This is a genomic window from Thalassovita autumnalis (assembly GCF_001458255.1).
GTDB lineage: Bacteria > Pseudomonadota > Alphaproteobacteria > Rhodobacterales > Rhodobacteraceae > Thalassobius > Thalassobius autumnalis.
Window position 1 is genome coordinate 245,082 of the sequence record NZ_CYSB01000041.1, and the last position, 17,034, is coordinate 262,115.

Below are 17,034 nucleotides of genomic sequence, written 5' to 3' on the forward strand. Positions count from 1 at the left end.
ACGCTCAATTGAACACGTTTCAAACGAAAGCAGAGACCAAGACTATGAACCTCCGCGCCATCCGAACCGATGAAGATCTGGATTGGGCGCTTGCGGAAATCGAACAATACTTCGATGCACCGCCTGCGCCTGGAACGGAAGAAGCCGATCGCTTCGACATCCTTACCGATCTCATCGAAGCCTACGAGAACCGTGAATACCCCATCGAGGCGCTCGATCCGATCGAGACGCTCAAGATCTTCATGGACATAAAAAAGAAGAAGCAAAGTGATCTGGCCGAGCTGGTGGGCGGCAAGTCTCGCGCGTCCGAAATCATGAACCGCAAGCGCCCGCTGACCCTGCGCATGATCCAGAAGATCAACACCAGCTGGAAAATCCCAGCTGCGTCCCTGATCGCACCCTACCACCTCGAGGCCAACGGTGAGAGGGCCTGACCCCCCTCCCATGGTTCCTCCCCGGGCTTTTGCGTATACGGGCGTACTCAGCGCGCAAGTTTCCTAGCGTCTGGCCTTTTCACCGGGGAATCCACCTGGAAGCCAGCACGCGGGCAACGCGCAAAAACCTGACTCATTATCAAAGGGTTACGCATCTCAGAGCCCTTTCAGGTGGATTCCACCGAGGAATCCAAGGAAGCCACCTTTCGTGGAAGCCACCGCCCCTTTAAGAAGCCATTGATTCAAAACAGAAAACGGATTGACATTTCTAGCCCCCTTGACCTATCAAAGAAACATCGAAGATTTGCGCCCAGAGGAGAACCTCACGGGCGCTTTTGTTTTTCCGGCACCGCGATCGCTGACACGCCCATGCATTTGGAGCTGGCTTCAGCATGCCTTGCCTGCAGCCAGTGAGCGTCCCGCCCCATGGATCTTGTCTTTGCGCCGCGCCAGATCGAGCTCTGGCCGATCGAGAAGCTGCGCCCTTATGCCAAGAACGCGAAGATCCATGGCGAGGCCCAGATTGCGAAGATTGCGGCCAGCATGGCCAAGTTCGGATGGACCGTACCATGCTTGGTCGCTGACGACGGCGAGTTGATTGCGGGCCATGGGCGTGTGCTGGCAGCCGGCGCGCTGGGCCTGACCGAGGCCCCTGTCATCCGGCTTGGCCATCTTGATGAAGCGGAGCGGCGCGCTTACCGGATTGCCGATAACAAGCTGACCGAGCTTGGCGAATGGGACGAGGCGATGCTGCGCGATGAGATCGCGGGGCTCTTGGCGGAAGACTTCGACCTCGATCTCCTGGGCTTTTCGGATGAGGATCTGGATGCTCTTCTGCAGGATCCAGAGACGGTGAGCGACGATGGGGCCGTTGAGGGCGAGGATGATATCCCGGAGCCGCCGGTTAACCCGGTGTCGGTGGCAGGCGACCTTTGGCAGCTTGGATCGCATCGACTGATCTGCGGTGACAGCACCAGCGCCGATGTGGTTGGGCGCCTCCTGGGCAGCATCAAACCGTTGCTGATGGTGACTGACCCACCCTACGGCGTGGAATACGACCCGTCCTGGCGCAACCAAGCGGGCGCGGCCAAGACGAAACGCACAGGCAAGGTGCTGAATGACGACCGCGCAGATTGGCGCGAGGCTTGGTCCCTCTTTCCCGGCGATGTGGCCTATATCTGGCATGGCGCGCTTCATGCAGCGACTGTGGCCGACAGTCTAATTGCCGCCGGTTTCGCCATCCGCTCCCAGATCATCTGGGCAAAGGATCGGCTGGTACTCAGCCGCGGCGACTATCACTGGCAGCATGAGCCCTGCTGGTATGCAGTGCGTGCCAAGGGCAAAGGTCACTGGGCCGGCGATCGCAAACAAACCACGCTCTGGCAGATCGCCAACAAGGACCAGGATGCCGAGACCGTACACGGCACGCAAAAACCGGTCGAATGCATGCGCCGTCCGATCTTAAACAACTCAAGCCCCGGCCAAGCAGTCTATGAGCCGTTCATGGGATCGGGCACCACGCTGATCGCGGCTGAGACCACCGGGCGCATTTGCTACGGCGTCGAGTTGAACCCGGTTTATGTCGATGTCGCTATCGAACGCTGGCAAGCCTTCACCGGCGAGGAGGCAGTTCTGACAGACAGCGGGGAGAGTTTCGCAAGCCTTAAATCCAAGCGGCTAGCAGCGTGATGCAGTCGCGTCGCCAATCGCTGATTGAAGCGATCACCAACGTCGTGGTCGGTTATGCTTTGGCCGTGATCACCCAGATCGTGGTGTTCCCATGGTTTGGACTGCAGGTTAGCCTTGGCGACAATCTTGCGATCGGCGCGCTGTTTGTGATGATCTCCTTGCTGCGCAGCTATGCTCTGCGCCGGCTGTTCGAGCGCTGGCGATGACTGGCGGGCTCAAGCCGCGTCCAATTTGTAAACAGTGCCGCGCTCGGGGTGTTTCTCGGAAGTAATTGGCAGGCCAAGCTTCTTCTTGAGGGCACCAGAGATTGCACCTCTCGCCGTATGCGCTTGCCAAGATGTCGCCTCAACAATCTCGGTGATCGAGGCACCTTCGGGGCGCTGAAGCATTTCGATCAACAGGGCCTGCTTGGTACCTTGCCGGATAGAAACCAGCTTAGGGCCTGCGCTTGCGTCTGTGGGCACTGCTGTAGATTTGACCGCCGGTCGAGCCTTGCGGATATTGCTGACAGCGCTCGCGACGACTGGGTCAATGCCGATGGCACCAAGTCCGGCCCCAGTTGCGATCAAGGTCGTGCCATGACCCTCGCCGATCTCACGCCAGAGCGGTTCATGACGCCGGAGATTGGCATCGACCTCTTCAAGCCAGCCGCGCTCGATCATCTTGGCGACGGTCATCTTGGCCGCAGCGCCAGCCAGCCCGTCGGGCAGAGGCATAGCCAAGTTGCCAGGGCGGGATGCGGCGCGGGTAAGAATAATGGTTTGTGTATCGGTGAGTTTGGACATCGTTTACGCCTTTTCAAAAGGTTTCGGGAAGCAGATCAGTTGGCATCTTCCATCGCAGCCGTGACGGCGAAGTGCTGCACCCAGCCAGTCAGATAAGGCAGCCCCGCAGGGATGCCGTGCTCACGTTCAGTCTTGCGGTCGATGCGCCAGCCCTGCCAGCGGCGGATCGCAGAGCTGATAGCAGCCTCGAGCCCAATGTTGCCGCCCGTCATATTGCCGACGACATCATCGGCGAAATGCCGACCTATGCGGCTGTCGAGGAAATCACGGATGCCGCTCATCTCGTCCTCGCTGTCGGCGTGGATGGCTTCGGCGATCAGGCGCGAGGCCAGCGCCCAGACCTCCGCGCTGCGGCGGTCGCGCTCTGGGCAGACGGTCAGGGTGCGGAAGAAGCCGTAGTCCTCATTGCGGCTGGGCGGGATGGAGTGTGTGGTCATGGCGTGGGCCTTTCAGGTGAGTTGCATCGTTTTGGTGCAATCACAATCGCTCTGAAGAGCCGATTAACGTAGCAAAATCAGAGCACTATAATTGCTATCTGATCACTGCGCTTAATCCGTCGCATCGATCCAATGCCCGTCCTGCCAGAGGTAGAGATGGGACAATTCACAGGTCGGCCGCGAGAGGAACCGGGGCGGCCGAGGCGGGTTGAAACAATCCAACGCCTCGGCGCTGACCTGCCGGATTTCCCTTGCGGCAAGGATGTCTTCGGGCGTCCACGCGGCTAGCGCGGGAAGCATGTGCGCTGGGTAGCCATCGTAATGGACATATACATGCGCCCATTCTTCGGGCCCGGTCTGGATGGCGATCTGTGCGCGGGTGCTCATAGGATCGCCCTCACTTCTGCTGTTCAATCAGCGCGAGGAGGACCGCCGCCATGCCGCCCAGGTACTCGCTGCGGCGGAACACGATTTCGTCGATGTGGCCGGCGTTGTCGATCGCGGGGTCAACCGCGAGATCGTCTGCCATGTGCGGCATCAGGCGCTTGGCTTCCGCGTTGTAGCGGGTGGCAAGGGTCATCTGTGTTTCTCCAATCAGGCAATTTGCTTGATGTGAGAATCGCTCGACACCGAAGTGTAATCAACTCAAATAGGCAGATTTTTCTGTTTATTTTCAATATTTTGAGGTCACTCCAACCGCCATGGAAGGTATGTCTGAACGCGCCTATGCTGAGCATGCCGGGATCTCCCGCGGGGCCGTACAGAAGGCGCGCAAGACCGGTCGGCTGGTGCTTTTTGCAGACGGGTCCATCAACGCGGTGGCCTCGGATGCGCGGCGTGGCACTGCGACCGACCCGGATCAACAGATGCGCTCACGTGGTGGGTTTGGGGCAGCTGGTGACGGTCCGGCAGTCTCAGGCCCAGGCGACAGCACATCCTACATCAAGGCCCGGACGGCGCTAACCGTTTACCAGGCTCAGGAACGGCAGCTGTCGATCCAGAAGAAAAAGGGCGTGCTGGTCGACCGTGCGCGCGCCGAGACGCTGGTGTTTCGTTTGGTCCGTCAGGAGCGGGATCTTTGGGTCACCTGGCCCACCCGAGTCGCGGCCCTGATGGCTGCACAATTATCCGCAGATATGGAGAAGGCATCCGGCAAGGCGGTGACGATCGAGACTGCGATCTTGCAGAGGGTGTTGGAAACCCATGTCCGAGAGCAGCTCGACGCCCTGGCCGACCTCAGGGTCTCGCTTGAATGATGAGGAGAACACACCTGATCTGACCGAGGGCCTTGATCTCGCCTTTGATGGCGCAGAGGATATCCTGCGCGCGTGGCGCCGTGGGATGCGGCCCGACCCTGACCTGACCGTGTCCGAATGGGCAGATAAGCATCGCAAGCTGTCCTCGCGGGCCTCGGCTGAACCGGGGCAATATCGAACAGCCCGAACGCCATATCTGCGGGCCATTATGGATGCGCTGTCGCCAAACCACCCGGCCCAGCGGATCAGCTTCATGAAGGCCGCACAGGTCGGGGCAACAGAAGCCGGCAACAACTGGATCGGCTTTGTGATCCATCACGCACCTGGCCCCATGCTGGCTGTGCTGCCCACGGTCGAGATGGCCAAGCGCACCTCGCGGGGGAGGATCGATCCGCTGATCGAGGACAGCCCAGCGCTAAAAGAACGCGTGCAGCCCGCGCGCTCGCGGGATGCGGGCAATTCAATGCTGTCAAAGGAATTCTCAGGCGGCATTCTGGTGCTGACCGGTGCGAACAGCGCGACGGGCCTGCGCTCGATGCCCGCACGCTACGTGTTTCTGGATGAGGTCGATGCCTATCCGGCCTCGTCCGACGAAGAAGGCGATCCGGTCACGTTGGCCGAAGCGCGCACCACGACCTTCGCGCACAGGCGTAAGGTGTTCATGGTCTCGACACCCACGATCCGGGGGCTCTCGCGCATTGAGCGAGAGTTCGAGGCCAGCGATCAGCGGCGCTATTTCGTGCCATGTCCTCATTGCGACCATATGCAATGGCTGCAATTCGAACGCCTGCGCTGGGATAAGGGACGACCGGAAACCGCGGCCTATGCCTGCGAGGGCTGCGAGCGCCCGATCGCCGAGCACCACAAGACGGACATGCTGGCGCGAGGGGAATGGCGGGCGACAGCGACCAGCGCGGATCCCAACGCCATCGGGTTCCACCTCTCGGCCCTCTATTCGCCGATAGGCTGGAAAAGCTGGGAGCAAATCGCACGGGATTGGCTGGCAGCGCAGGGCTCGGACGAAATGCTACGCGCGGCGCGCAACACGCTCTTGGGCGAGACCTGGGTCGAAAGCGGCGACGCGCCGGAATGGCGTCGGCTGGCGGATCGGCGCGAGGCTTATGCGGCGCAGATCCCTATGGGTGGTCTGTTCCTGACCGCGGGGGCCGATGTGCAGAAGGACCGCATCGAGGTCGATGTCTGGGCTTGGGGCCGAGGTCTGGAAAGCTGGCTCGTCGATCACATCGTGATCCCGGGCGGGCCAGATGACCCGGCCTGCTGGGAGAGGCTGACCGCCCTCTTAGGCCAGACATGGCAACATGAGAACGGCGTCGTGATGCCGCTCGCCAAGCTGGCGATCGATACCGGCTACGAAACCTCCGCCGTCTACGCCTGGGCGCGGGCACAGGGTATTGCGCAGGTGGCACCCGTGAAGGGGCTCGAAGGCTTCAACCGTGCGACACCTGTTTCGGGCCCGACCTTCGTCGATGCGACCGTGAATGGGCGGAAGCTCAAGCGCGGAGCACGGCTTTGGACAGTGGCGACGGCCACCTTCAAGGCGGAGACCTATCGCTATCTGCGCCTTGAACGGCCGTCGGATGAAGATCGCGCGTTGGGCGTGCCCAACCCGGCGGGCACCATCCACCTGCCCGACTGGACGGACAGCGAATGGCTCAAGCAGCTGGTGGCCGAACAGCTGGTCACCATCCGCGACCGGCGCGGTTACGGCCGCCAGGAATGGCAAAAGATGCGCGAGAGGAACGAGGCGCTGGACACAAGGGTCTATGCGCGGGCCGCCGCGTGGATCCTCGGCGCCGACCGCTTTGATGAACGGATGTGGCGCCAGTTGGAGAAGCAGGCCGGTGTGGAGACGGCTGTGCCAGCGCAGGGTGCCGAGCCCGAGAAACCGACTGAACCTCAGGCGGGGCGGATCGCATCGCCCCGGCGGCGTGGCTGGAAGATCAGCACGCCCAAATACATGGAATGACCAATGACCATCGAAGAGCTAAAACTCCGGCACAGCGCGCTCTTGGCCGCGCGCTACAGCGGCACACGGTCTGTGAGCTATGACGGCAAGACGGTGAATTATGGCACCGACGCCGAGCTTGCCGCGGCCATAGGTGATGTCGAACGGCGCATCGCGAAACTCGAACGCGGCGCTGGGCGCGTGTTGCGCCCAAATGCCGTGAAGGATCTCTGATGAACTGGCGACAGCGCCTTGGGGCCTTCATAGGTGGCTTCGATGCTGGCCAGCATCATCGCCGCCTGCGTGGGTTCCAAGCGACACGCTCGCATGTGAATGCCTTGGTTGCGGCCTCCGGGCCCGACATCACCGCCCGTGCCCGCTGGCTCGTGCGCAACAATGGCTATGCCGTGAACGCGGTGGAAAGCTGGGCGGCCAATACGGTGGGCGACGGGATCAAGCCTATCTCGAAGCTGGCGGATGCCGCCCAAAAGGAAGAGCTGCAGCGGCTCTGGCTCGCCTGGACGGATGAGGCCGATGCCGAGGGCTTGACGGATTTCTACGGGCTTCAGCGGCGAGCGGCGCGTGAGGTGTTCCTGGCAGGCGAAGTCTTTGTTCGGATCAGGCCGCGGCGGGTGGAGGACGGCCTCACGGTACCGCTCCAACTCCAGATGCTGCCCTCGGAAATGCTGCCGCTTCATGAAACGGGCGTGGCGCGCAACGGTAATGCCATCCGGCAGGGCATCGAGTTTGACCGGATCGGGCGCCGTGTGGCCTATCACTTCTTCCGCCGCCATCCGAGCGACAGCACCGATCCGGGGCTCTCTGGAGAGATTGTCAGGGTGCCCGCCTCGGAGGTCATCCACGTCATGGACCCAGTAGAGGGTGGTCAGCTGCGCGGCGTCTCGAAACTGGCGCCCGCCATCGTGAAGCTGTTCCTGCTCGACCAATATGACGATGCCGAGCTCGACCGCAAAAAGGTCGCCGCGATGTACGCGATGTTCGTGACCTCGCCCGCCCCGGAGAACCCGCTCGCGCCCTTGGACGACGATGAGATGCCTGTAGGCGTTGAGATCAGCCCCGGTCAAATCGTGCGACTGGATCCCGGCGAGGATGTGACCGTCGGCCAGCCCGCCGATAGCGGGTCAACCTACGAGCCGTTCCAGTACCGGACGCTACTGCAGATCTCGGCAGCGTTAGGCATCCCGTACCCCTATCTCGCGAATGACATGGTGAAGGGGAACTTCTCCAACTCGCGCCTGGCGCTGATCGAGTTCCGCCGCCGCGTCTCCGCCTGGCAGCATTCGGTGATGGTCTACCAGCTCTGCCGCCCGGTCTATGCGCGCTGGCTCGATCTGGCCGTTCTGTCCGGCACGCTGGCCCTGCCGGGCTATGAAGCTGAACGCCCGCGGATGCTGGCAGCAGATTGGTTGCCCACCAAATGGGATTGGGTCGACCCGCTGAAAGACGCCAATGCCGAAATCGCCCAGATCGAGGCGGGCCTGAAATCCCGAACGCAGGCCATCGCCGAACGCGGCTATGACGCGGAGCAAGTTGATCGGGAAATCGCATCCGAGCGGGAACGCGAACGTGCACTGGGCCTTGATTTCCGCCGGCCAGGATCGCCCGCGCAAGGCGTGCAGGCGGTTCCTATCGAGGACGATGAGGCCGAGCCAAACAATGAGACCGATGACGCGGAAGACCGCCCGCGCCCTGACGAGGACCAAGCCTGATGCTCCATGTCCGCATTGCCGCGCGCGCTTTCAACACGCCACTGCTGGTTGAACCCACCAAGGCCATGGCTTTTCTGTCAGGGCTCGGGTCGCGCATTCTAGGACGACAGGTAGAGCTTTCGGACGGCTACGCGGCACACGACATCACGGCCGCGACACCCGCCCGCGCCAGCATTCTGGCCGGAAACCTCACCGAGCGTCTGCAGCAACATGGCAATGCGCCCTACCCGGTTGTCGACGGCATCGCCGTGATCGAGATCGCGGGCGTTCTAATCCATCGCGGAGGCTGGATCGGACAGTCCTCGGGCCAGACCAGCTACGAAGGGATCGCGGCGCAGATCGAGGCTGCAAAACGCGATCCGTCCGTGCGCGCGGTGGCGCTCGAGATCGACAGCTTTGGCGGAGAGGTGGCGGGCGTCTTCGACCTGGCGGATCAGATCCGGGCCCTGCGCCGCGACAAGCCCGTCTGGGCATTCGTCGCCGAGCACGCTTTCTCGGCGGGTTATGCGCTGGCCTCCCAGGCGGACCGGATCCTGCTGCCGCGCACCGGTGCCGTCGGCAGCATCGGCGTCGTAATGATGCATGCCGATCTCAGCGGCCAGCTCGATCAGGATGGTGTGCGGGTCACACTTATCCATTCCGGCCAGCACAAGGTCGACGGCAATCCCTACGAGCCACTGCCAGAGAACGTCCAGGACGACATCCAGCGCGAGATCGATGTGCTGCGGTTCCTCTTCGCCGAGACCGTCGCTGCAGGCCGCGCTGAGCGTCTGAACCAAGATGCGGCGCTGGCGACCGAGGCTGCCACCTTCCGCGGAACGGATGCCGTCGCCGCAGGCCTGGCCGATGAGGTGATCGACCTCACCCGTGGCTTTGCCCGCTTTCGCGAAAGCCTGTCTGCCCAATCACCTACCGCGCGGCTGCCCCGCGCCAGTCATCCCCGAGCAAAGGAGGCCGCCATGAGCGCCACAACTGACGCCACTGAGGCAAACACGGAAATCAGCGATACCGAGGACACCGTGCTGGAGAGCACTACTGAACAAGATGAGCAGGAAGCTGAACAAAGCGCACAGGAAGAAGACCCCGCGCCCGTCGCAGCTGCCGCGCCTTTGCCCACCCCGGCGGCTGCGCAACCCAGCAATCTGGCGGACCTGTCGGCTCAGCTTCGCGAGGCGGCAGCCGAGATCGCCGAGATCGCGGCGCAAGCAGGTCGGCTCGGCATCGCGATCGATGCGGCGAAGGCGCTCCGCGATGGCACAGCGCCAGAAGCCCTCCGCAAACTGGTCCTTCAACGCGCCTCCGCGGCTGCGGATGCTCGCGACATCGTAGCGGCCCCACCCTCACCCTTCCTCCCCAAATCCGTGGAAAGCCCGATTGTGGCTGCCGCGAAGAAGGCTGCCTCGGCGGGCAGCAGGGGCTGAACTGCTCTCCCTGACATCTGTACCGCCCACCTGATCCCCCGCCACTCCTCCCCGGCGGGGGATTTCTTTTTGACCCCCAATCTTCAGGAGATTGCCCATGTCCGTGCTGACCCAACCGCCCACGATGGGCGACGTCCTCAAATACGAGCTGAACCCCAACTTCACCCGCGAGACCGTCACGCTGCTGGCCGGCACCAGCTACCCTGTCGGTGCCGTGCTCGGCCGCATCACAGCCAGCGGCAAGTACAAACTCGCTACCTCGGGTGGCTCGGATGGCGCGCAGACCGCCACCGCCGTGCTGCTTTACGCCACCGATGCCAGTGCCACGGATCAGGAGGCGGTCGTGATCGTTCGCGGGCCGGCCATCATCTCCAAAGCCGCGCTGGTGTTCGATGCCAGCGTCGATGACGCGGCCAAAACGGCGGCCAAACACGCCCAGTTGACCGCGCTCGGCATCATCCCACGCGACGCCGCCTGATCCGGCCGCAAGATTCCTCCCCTCATTCCCGGAGTTCCCCATGACTATCACGCGCAACCCGTTTGACGCGGGCGGCTATTCGCTCGCCGAAATGACGCAGGCCATCAACATCCTGCCCAATCTCTATACACGCCTCGGCCAGATCGGCCTGTTTCGCTTTGAAGGCGTCACGCAACGCTCCATTGTCATCGAACAGCGCGAGGGGGTTCTGAGCCTCCTGCCTTCGGTGCCGCTGGGCGCGCCCGCCACCGTCGGCACCCGCGAGCAGCGCTCGATGCGCAGCTTTGCGCTCCCCTGGATCCCACATGACGATGTGATCCTGCCCGCCGATATCCAGGGCATGCCCGCGCTGGGCCTCTCAGACGCAGCCGATCCCTTAGTCGAGGTGATGAACCGCAAGCTAACGCTGATGCGCCGCAAGCATGCCCAGACCCGCGAATACATGGAGATGAACGCGCTGCGCGGCATCGTGAAGGACGGCGCGGGCACGACCCTCTACAACTACTTCACGGAATTCGGGATCGAACAGATCTCGGTCGACTTCGTCTTCGGTACGGCCGGAACGAATGTGCAGGCCAAGGTTCGCACCGTGCTGCGTGGGATCGAGGACAGCCTGCTCGGAGAGACCATGACCACGGCGCATGCGCTTGTGAGCTCGGAGTTCTTCGACAAGCTAATCAGCCACCCGAAGACGGAAGAGGCCTACAAATTCTTCTCGGCGACCGGCGGTCAGCCGCTTCGCGAGGACATGCGCCGGGCCTTCCCCTTCGCAGGCATTCTTTTTGAGGAATACAACGGCTCGGTCACCCTCTCGAACGGCACCTCAGAGCGGCTGATCCCCGCGGGCGAGGGCATCGCCTTCCCGCTTGGCACCTTCGACACCTTCACCACCTATGGCGGACCGGCCAACTTGCTGGAGACGGCCAACACCGTGGGTCTGCCGCTTTACGCGCGGCAGATGATGGACACCAAGGGGCGCTGGATCGATCTCATGACCGAGGCCTCGATCCTGCCGGTCAACAAGCGCCCGCGGCTGGCCATCCGGATCTTCAGCTCGAACTGAGGCCGCTGAGACATGACGGCCTTTGCCGTGGCCCTCGATCTGCTCTTCGCTGATCCGAACCTCGCCCATGAGGCTTGGCATCGCGACAGCGAAGGGCAGTTCACCCGCATCCGCATCATCATGCGTCGCAATGATGATGTGACCACGTTCGGGGCCGCGCGCCTGGTCTCAGAGACTATGCGCTTTGATGTGCGCGTTTCGGAACTCCCCGCACCCCGCCCTGATGAGCAGATCCTTTTCGGCTTTGAGACCTTCCTGATCCAAGGTGAGCCGATCCGCGATCGCGAGCGGCTGATCTGGACCATTGAGGCGACGCCCGCGTGAAACTCGACCTCTCCGTGACTGGCGACATCGTCACCGCGATGCGCGCCGAAATCCTCGCTGGCGAAAAGGCCGTGACCACGGCAATGCGCGCGGCGGGCAGCAACCTGAAGTCAGACTGGCGCGCCCAGATCACGCGCGCTCGCCTTGGACAGCGGCTTGCCAACACGATCAGGTCCAAGACCTTTCCGGCGGCGGGCGAAAGCCTCGAGGCGGCCGCGTTCATTTGGTCCAACGCACCCCAGATCATCGGGGCGCATGACGCGGGACCCTTGATCAGGTCGAAAGACGGGTTCTGGCTTGCCATCCCAACGCCAGCGGCCGGTAAGGGCTCGCGCGGCAAGGCGCTCACGCCCGGCGAATGGGAAAGGCGGCGCGGACTACGCCTTCGGTTTGTCTATCGGCGGGGCAGTCCAAGCCTGCTCGTGGCCGACGGGCGGCTGAACAGTCGCGGGCTGGGCGTGGCATCACGGTCCAAGACTGGGCGTGGACAGAGCACGGTGCCGATTTTCCTCTTGGTGCCCCAGGTGAAACTCGCCAAACGGCTGTCGCTGGCGCGGGACGCAGAACAAGCGCAGGCAGCGATACCGGGGCTGATTTTGGCGAACTGGCTCGATGCGCGGGCGTCGTGAAAGGGCTGGCGGAAGCGGTGGGATTCGAACCCACGGTAGGCTTTCACCTACGCTGGTTTTCAAGACCAGAGCCTTAAACCACTCGGCCACACTTCCTTTGGTGCCCCCTGCCGGACTCGAACCGGCACGCCCGAAGGCAAGGGATTTTAAGTCCCTGGCGTCTACCGATTCCGCCAAGGGGGCGGTGGTAGGCCCGGCAGGATTCGAACCTGCGACCAAGGCGTTATGAGCGCCCTGCTCTAACCGCTGAGCTACAGGCCCGCCGCTAGCTGTGATGGCGGAATTCAAGGCAGAAAACAACCACATGCCCACCACCCGCGAAACCATCCTGACCGCATTGGCGGACCTGCTCAGGACGATCCCGCATGTGCCCGTTCTGCGCGGAGAAGTTCTCCCGGAACGCATCCCGCCCGCAGGTCTCATGATCCTGCGTGACGGCACCCCGGGCGAGCCAGGCGTAACGTTGTCGCCGCTGACCTATCATTTCCAGCATCGTGCTGAACTCGAAATGATCGTGCAATCAGCAACGGATCGGGACGTCCTTTTTGACGAGCTTATCACTCAGGTCGGCGCTGTGATCGCCGCTGACCGGACATTGCGGGGTCTATGCGATTGGGTCGAGCCAGAGGCTGCTGAACCTGTCGACCTTCCAGTCGAGGGAGCCGCATCCCTGAAAGCCGGGATCATTCCGATCACCCTTCACTACGCGACCAGTGACGCGCTGGGCTGACGAGACCAATTCAAGGAGAAACACCATGGCACGAGCCCAAGGCGCGCGGGCGCAAATGGCGCTGGCGTTCGAAACGACCTATGGCACGCCACCGTTGAGCAGCTTCACCAAGATGCCCTTTGCCAGCACGACGCTGGGGGCAGAGCAACCGCTGCAGACCTCAGAATTGCTGGGATACGGTCGGGATCCGCAGGCTCCAATCAAGGATGCGGTGACGGCGGATGGCGATGTGGTCATCCCGATTGACGCCGAGGCCTTCGGCTTCTGGCTGAAGGCCGCTTTTGGCGCGCCCACCACAACGGGTGCCGATGCGCCCTATAGCCACGAGTTCCGCTCCGGAAACTGGGCGCTGCCCAGCTTCTCAGTCGAGACCGGCATGCCCGAGGTGCCGCGCTACGCGATGTATTCCGGCTGCATGGTCGACAGCCTGAACTGGCAGATGGCGCGATCAGGGCTGCTGACGGCGACCGCCAGTATCGTTGCACAAGGTGAGACAATCGCGACAAGCACGGCAGCGGGCACACCTGCCACGATCGCCCTCAAACGCTTCGGCCATTTCAACGGGTCGATCACGCGGAACGGGGCCAATATCGGTAACGTTGTCTCTGCCGACCTTACTTATGCCAACAACCTCGATCGCATCGAGACGATCCGAGCGGATGGCAAGATCGACGGTGCGGATCCCTCAATTGCGGCACTGACCGGCAATGTCGTTGTGCGCTTCGCTGACCAGACGCTGGTGACACAGGCGATCAATGGCGAGGCCTGCGAGTTTGAGTTCTCCTACACGCTGCCAACCGGTGAAAGCCTGACCGTCACCGCGCATGCCGTCTATCTGCCACGCCCTCGGATCGAGATCTCCGGCCCGCAAGGCGTGCAGGCAACCTTCGACTGGCAGGCCGCCAGCGACCCGGTATTGGGCCGGATGTGCACCGTCACCCTGACCAACGACCGCGAGGTTTACTGACCATGCTGTGCTTGAACCTCTCTACCGAGCAGCGCTGGCTCGACCTCGGCCATGGCGTGCGGCTGCTGGTTGAGCCGCTCACCACCGCCATCATGTTGGCCGCGCGCAGTGATCCGACGATCGTCGCTGCCGCCGGTGATGCTGACGGCAGCGCCTCCAATGATGACCTCGCGCGCATCGTGGCCAAGGCCGTTGCCAGGATCGTTGTCAAAGACTGGGAGGGCGTGGGTGATGAAGATGGAAAACCGCTGCCGCTAACGCCCGAGGGCATTGACGCCCTTCTGGAACTCTGGCCGATCTTCGAGGCCTTCCAGACCAAATACATCGCAGGCGCGCTGATCCTGGACATGGAAAAAAACGCCTGACCGCTCTCGCCGACTGGGAGTTCGGCGGGGGCGGCGACTATTGCGCCGCATGCCCATCTGTTTGCGCGGACTGCCCGCGCACTCTCCATCAGCCCATGACCTTCGAGGGCTGGCAGGTCTGGGACCTGGTTCAGCGCCTTGGCGGACAGGTCCGCATCGCGGGCGGCATGAGCGGCAGCGCTGTGCTCGGCTGGGATATGGCTGCTGCCCTCCAAATCGGGGCGGCCCTCGGGCTCTCGCCCCTCATTATCGCGGAACTCTTGCCGCCCATTGAGGCGGTGATGGTGCGCAAAACCAACGAAGAGATCGAACATCGCAATGGCTGAGAAACGTGTCTCCGTCCGCCTCTCCGCAACCGGTGGGCGCCAGGTGCGTGCCGAACTCGAGGGTGTCGGAGAGGCAGGTGCGCGCGGCTTGGGGCGCCTCAGCCGCGAGCTGGACCAAGCCAATGCGCGTATGGCGGCCTTTGGGCGCCGGGCCCGGATTGCCGCCACCGCTGCCGCCACCGCCTTGGCCGGTGCTGTTGTCGCGATGACCCGCTCGACGGTTTCTGCCGCCAACGAAATCAACCAGCTCAGCCAGGTCGCCAATGCGAACCCGGAGGTTTTCCAGCGCTGGTCGGCGGCCTCCGCCACCGTCGGAATAGAACAAGAAAAGCTCGCCGACATCCTGAAGGACGTGAACGACCGCGTCGGCGACTTCCTGCAGACAGGTGGCGGTCCTATGGCGGATTTCTTCGAGAACATCGCGCCAAGAGTAGGTGTGACGGCGGACCAGTTCGCCCGGCTTTCGGGGCCGGAAGCGCTACAACTCTATGTCGACAGCCTCGAGCGCGCGGGCGTCAGCCAACAGGAGATGACCTTCTATCTCGAGGCTATGGCCTCGGATGCAACGCGGCTGATCCCGCTCCTGCAAAACGGCGGCGCAGAAATGACCCGCCTCGGGACACAAGCGCAGGCCCTTGGGGCGGTGCTCGATGCAGATGCCATCGCCGCCATGCGCCGGTCGGAACTCGCGCTGGTCAGCATTGGGCAGGTCTTCACCGGCGTGCGCAATCGGATCGCTGTCGCGCTGGCCCCGTCGCTGGAAGCGGTGGCCAATGCGTTTGTCGCCCTTGCGTCCAGCACCAGCCCAATCAGTCGGGCCTTTGATGCTGTGCTGGCCAACCTTGATAGGCTGGCGATCTATGCGGGGACATTTGCCAGTTTCCTTGTCGGTCGCTGGGTGGCCGCGATGGCGGCGGCCGCCCTGTCGGTGCGGGGATTGGCCACGACGCTCGTTGTTTTGCGCGGAGCGCTTATCCGTACTGGCATCGGTGCCCTCATCGTCGGTGCCGGGGAACTTGTCTACTGGTTCACCCGGCTGGCGTCTGGCGCAGGCGGCTTCGGCGAGGCCATGCGGCTCTTGAAGGATGTCGCGGTCGAGGTCTGGGAACGGATCAAGATGGGCGCCAACGCCGCGGGATCGCGCGCCACGGCCATGTTCTATGATCTCAAAGCCGATGCTGCGACCGGGATGGCTGGAGCGATAGAGAGTGTGGTCGCCTTCGGCAACACTACGGCGAATACCTTCGAGGGTGCACTCTTGGCCGTCCGCGAAATCTGGTCGCGCCTGCCGGATGTGATCGGGGATCTTGTCTTCTCGGCTGCCAACCGCATGCTCGACGGGATCGAAGCCATGTTGAACGGCGCAATCCGCAGGATCGACGCCTTTACAGGAAACATTCGCGATGCGCTGGCGGCTGTCGGCATCGAGACCACCTTTGGTCAGATCGGCGAAATCAGTCTTGGTGACATCCCAAACCCCTTTTCCGGGGCCTCCGCCGACGCTGGAACGGCTGCAGCAGAGGCCTTTCGCCGAGCCTTCGAAGACAACCCGCTCACGCCCCCTGACCTTGGCCTTGATGCAATTGCTGCCGAGGCGCTGTCCACCGCGAACACCTACCGTCAGGCCGCCACCGATCTCGCCAATGGCGCGACGGCACCACTCACCTCCTGGGGTGCGCTGCGTGACGCTGTTGCGGGCACCGGCGAAGAAGGTGCAGCGGCGCTGGATGAGGCCACGGCCTCTGCAGATCGGCTGTCGGATGCCATGGGGCGCGCGGGAGGGGCTGCGGGCAGCGCTGGAGATCGGATCGCCACTGGGTGGCGTGCAGTCTCAGAATCTCTTCAAGCCTATGCTACCGACGCCCTGAACTGGGGCAAAGGCCTCGGCGAAACCCTGACCAGCGCCTTCAGCGGTGCAGAAAGCGCATTCCGAAGCTTCGTCGAGACCGGCAAGTTCGACTTCAAGGGCCTCGTGCGCTCAATCTTGGCGGACCTTGCGGTCCTGTCGTTCAAGCGCGCGGTGCTGGGGCCCATCGCCTCGGCGCTCTCGGGCATCTTCGGCGGCGGGTCCGTCGTGGCGGCCGTTTCGCATGCGGGCGGCATCGTAGGGTTATCGGGACACACTCGCTCGGTACCAGCGCTGGCGTTCGCGGCGGCGCCCCGGATGCATTCCGGCGGTTGGGCTGGTCTCCGCCCCGACGAGGTCCCGACGATCCTGCAGCGTGGGGAACGGGTGCTCAACCGGCGCGAAGCAACTGACTATGGCCGAGGCGGCAGCATTGGCGCGGGCGTCACCGTGAACATCGACGCGCGCGGGGCGCAGATGGGTGTGGCTGAGCAGATCGATGCGCGCCTTCGCGCGGCCATCCCCGAGATCGCGCGCATTGCCAAGGAAAGCGTGGCCGATGGGCGGCGCCGGGGTCAGGTGATCTGA

21 protein-coding genes and 3 tRNA genes are annotated in these 17,034 nt (G+C 63.1%); 17 read left to right on the forward strand and 7 right to left on the reverse strand.

What is annotated here, in order from left to right; translation table 11 throughout:
- The first annotated feature begins 44 nt into the window (after positions 1-44).
- The 3 genes from TL5118_RS19700 (at position 45) to TL5118_RS19710 (ending at position 2,329) form a co-directional block, all read left to right on the forward strand.
- Positions 45-434, forward strand: a complete 390-nt coding sequence (locus TL5118_RS19700; RefSeq protein WP_058243559.1) for a helix-turn-helix domain-containing protein — start codon at positions 45-47, stop codon at positions 432-434.
- 426 nt (positions 435-860) lie between these two features.
- Positions 861-2,123 (forward strand): site-specific DNA-methyltransferase, encoded by a 1,263-nt coding sequence (locus TL5118_RS19705; RefSeq protein ID WP_058243558.1) that lies wholly within the window; start codon positions 861-863, stop codon positions 2,121-2,123.
- Positions 2,123-2,329 carry a DUF7220 family protein gene (locus TL5118_RS19710; protein WP_370701693.1) on the forward strand — a complete coding sequence of 69 codons (207 nt, stop codon included), beginning with the start codon at positions 2,123-2,125 and terminating at the stop codon, positions 2,327-2,329. The genes TL5118_RS19705 and TL5118_RS19710 overlap by 1 nt, the downstream gene beginning before the upstream one ends.
- 9 nt (positions 2,330-2,338) lie before the next feature.
- Here TL5118_RS19710 and TL5118_RS19715 read toward each other — a convergent pair whose 3' ends face one another.
- The 4 genes from TL5118_RS19715 to TL5118_RS19730 all read right to left on the reverse strand — a co-directional run bounded on the left by TL5118_RS19715 (position 2,339) and on the right by TL5118_RS19730 (position 3,925).
- The gene (locus tag TL5118_RS19715; protein ID WP_058243556.1) at positions 2,339-2,908 is read right to left on the reverse strand and encodes a DUF3489 domain-containing protein; all 570 of its coding nucleotides are present in this window, start codon (positions 2,906-2,908) and stop codon (positions 2,339-2,341) included.
- 35 nt (positions 2,909-2,943) lie between these two features.
- Positions 2,944-3,345 (reverse strand): hypothetical protein, encoded by a 402-nt coding sequence (locus TL5118_RS19720; protein ID WP_058243555.1) that lies wholly within the window; start codon positions 3,343-3,345, stop codon positions 2,944-2,946.
- 111 nt (positions 3,346-3,456) lie between these two features.
- Positions 3,457-3,732 carry a hypothetical protein gene (locus TL5118_RS19725; protein ID WP_058243554.1) on the reverse strand — a complete coding sequence of 92 codons (276 nt, stop codon included), beginning with the start codon at positions 3,730-3,732 and terminating at the stop codon, positions 3,457-3,459.
- A gap of 10 nt (positions 3,733-3,742) precedes the next feature.
- Positions 3,743-3,925, reverse strand: a complete 183-nt coding sequence (locus TL5118_RS19730) for a hypothetical protein (RefSeq protein WP_058243553.1) — start codon at positions 3,923-3,925, stop codon at positions 3,743-3,745.
- A gap of 121 nt (positions 3,926-4,046) precedes the next feature.
- Between TL5118_RS19730 and TL5118_RS19735 the strand changes: the two genes are divergently transcribed.
- From TL5118_RS19735 to TL5118_RS19775, 9 genes are all read left to right on the forward strand, one after another.
- Positions 4,047-4,601 carry a hypothetical protein gene (locus TL5118_RS19735; RefSeq protein ID WP_058243552.1) on the forward strand — a complete coding sequence of 185 codons (555 nt, stop codon included), beginning with the start codon at positions 4,047-4,049 and terminating at the stop codon, positions 4,599-4,601.
- On the forward strand, positions 4,549-6,588 hold the full coding sequence (locus TL5118_RS19740) for a phage terminase large subunit family protein (protein ID WP_058243551.1): 2,040 nt from the start codon (positions 4,549-4,551) through the stop codon (positions 6,586-6,588). The genes TL5118_RS19735 and TL5118_RS19740 overlap by 53 nt, the downstream gene beginning before the upstream one ends.
- Positions 6,589-6,591: 3 nt before the next feature.
- On the forward strand, positions 6,592-6,801 hold the full coding sequence (locus tag TL5118_RS19745; RefSeq protein ID WP_058243550.1) for a phage head-tail joining protein: 210 nt from the start codon (positions 6,592-6,594) through the stop codon (positions 6,799-6,801).
- Positions 6,801-8,297, forward strand: a complete 1,497-nt coding sequence (locus TL5118_RS19750; RefSeq protein ID WP_058243549.1) for a phage portal protein — start codon at positions 6,801-6,803, stop codon at positions 8,295-8,297. The genes TL5118_RS19745 and TL5118_RS19750 overlap by 1 nt, the downstream gene beginning before the upstream one ends.
- The gene (locus TL5118_RS19755) at positions 8,297-9,718 is read left to right on the forward strand and encodes a S49 family peptidase (protein ID WP_058243548.1); all 1,422 of its coding nucleotides are present in this window, start codon (positions 8,297-8,299) and stop codon (positions 9,716-9,718) included. The genes TL5118_RS19750 and TL5118_RS19755 overlap by 1 nt, the downstream gene beginning before the upstream one ends.
- 97 nt (positions 9,719-9,815) lie before the next feature.
- A complete protein-coding gene (locus tag TL5118_RS19760) occupies positions 9,816-10,196 on the forward strand; it encodes a head decoration protein (protein ID WP_058243547.1) in 381 nt (126 codons plus the stop codon).
- 40 nt (positions 10,197-10,236) lie between these two features.
- Positions 10,237-11,259 (forward strand): major capsid protein, encoded by a 1,023-nt coding sequence (locus tag TL5118_RS19765; protein WP_058243546.1) that lies wholly within the window; start codon positions 10,237-10,239, stop codon positions 11,257-11,259.
- A gap of 12 nt (positions 11,260-11,271) precedes the next feature.
- A complete protein-coding gene (locus TL5118_RS19770; protein WP_058243545.1) occupies positions 11,272-11,583 on the forward strand; it encodes a head-tail joining protein in 312 nt (103 codons plus the stop codon).
- Positions 11,580-12,212 (forward strand): DUF6441 family protein, encoded by a 633-nt coding sequence (locus tag TL5118_RS19775; protein WP_058243544.1) that lies wholly within the window; start codon positions 11,580-11,582, stop codon positions 12,210-12,212. The genes TL5118_RS19770 and TL5118_RS19775 overlap by 4 nt, the downstream gene beginning before the upstream one ends.
- A gap of 6 nt (positions 12,213-12,218) precedes the next feature.
- Here the strand turns inward: TL5118_RS19775 and TL5118_RS19780 are convergent.
- The 3 genes from TL5118_RS19780 to TL5118_RS19790 all read right to left on the reverse strand — a co-directional run bounded on the left by TL5118_RS19780 (position 12,219) and on the right by TL5118_RS19790 (position 12,473).
- Positions 12,219-12,308, reverse strand: a tRNA-Ser gene (locus tag TL5118_RS19780).
- A gap of 2 nt (positions 12,309-12,310) precedes the next feature.
- Positions 12,311-12,395: transfer RNA gene (locus tag TL5118_RS19785), tRNA-Leu, on the reverse strand.
- Between the two features lie 2 nt (positions 12,396-12,397).
- Positions 12,398-12,473: transfer RNA gene (locus TL5118_RS19790), tRNA-Ile, on the reverse strand.
- Positions 12,474-12,516: 43 nt separating this feature from the next.
- Between TL5118_RS19790 and TL5118_RS19795 the strand changes: the two genes are divergently transcribed.
- The 5 genes from TL5118_RS19795 to TL5118_RS19815 all read left to right on the forward strand — a co-directional run bounded on the left by TL5118_RS19795 (position 12,517) and on the right by TL5118_RS19815 (position 17,034).
- A complete protein-coding gene (locus TL5118_RS19795) occupies positions 12,517-12,942 on the forward strand; it encodes a hypothetical protein (protein ID WP_058243640.1) in 426 nt (141 codons plus the stop codon).
- Between the two features lie 25 nt (positions 12,943-12,967).
- Positions 12,968-13,909, forward strand: coding sequence for a phage tail tube protein (locus tag TL5118_RS19800; protein WP_058243543.1), 942 nt, complete (start codon positions 12,968-12,970; stop codon positions 13,907-13,909).
- Positions 13,910-13,911: 2 nt separating this feature from the next.
- Entirely contained in the window at positions 13,912-14,274 is a 363-nt protein-coding gene (locus TL5118_RS19805) for a phage-derived protein YdaY family protein (RefSeq protein WP_058243542.1), read from the forward strand.
- 95 nt (positions 14,275-14,369) lie between these two features.
- Positions 14,370-14,600, forward strand: coding sequence for a DUF7697 family protein (locus TL5118_RS19810; RefSeq protein ID WP_058243541.1), 231 nt, complete (start codon positions 14,370-14,372; stop codon positions 14,598-14,600).
- Positions 14,593-17,034, forward strand: a complete 2,442-nt coding sequence (locus tag TL5118_RS19815) for a phage tail tape measure C-terminal domain-containing protein (protein WP_058243540.1) — start codon at positions 14,593-14,595, stop codon at positions 17,032-17,034. Before TL5118_RS19810 ends, TL5118_RS19815 begins: the two co-directional genes overlap by 8 nt.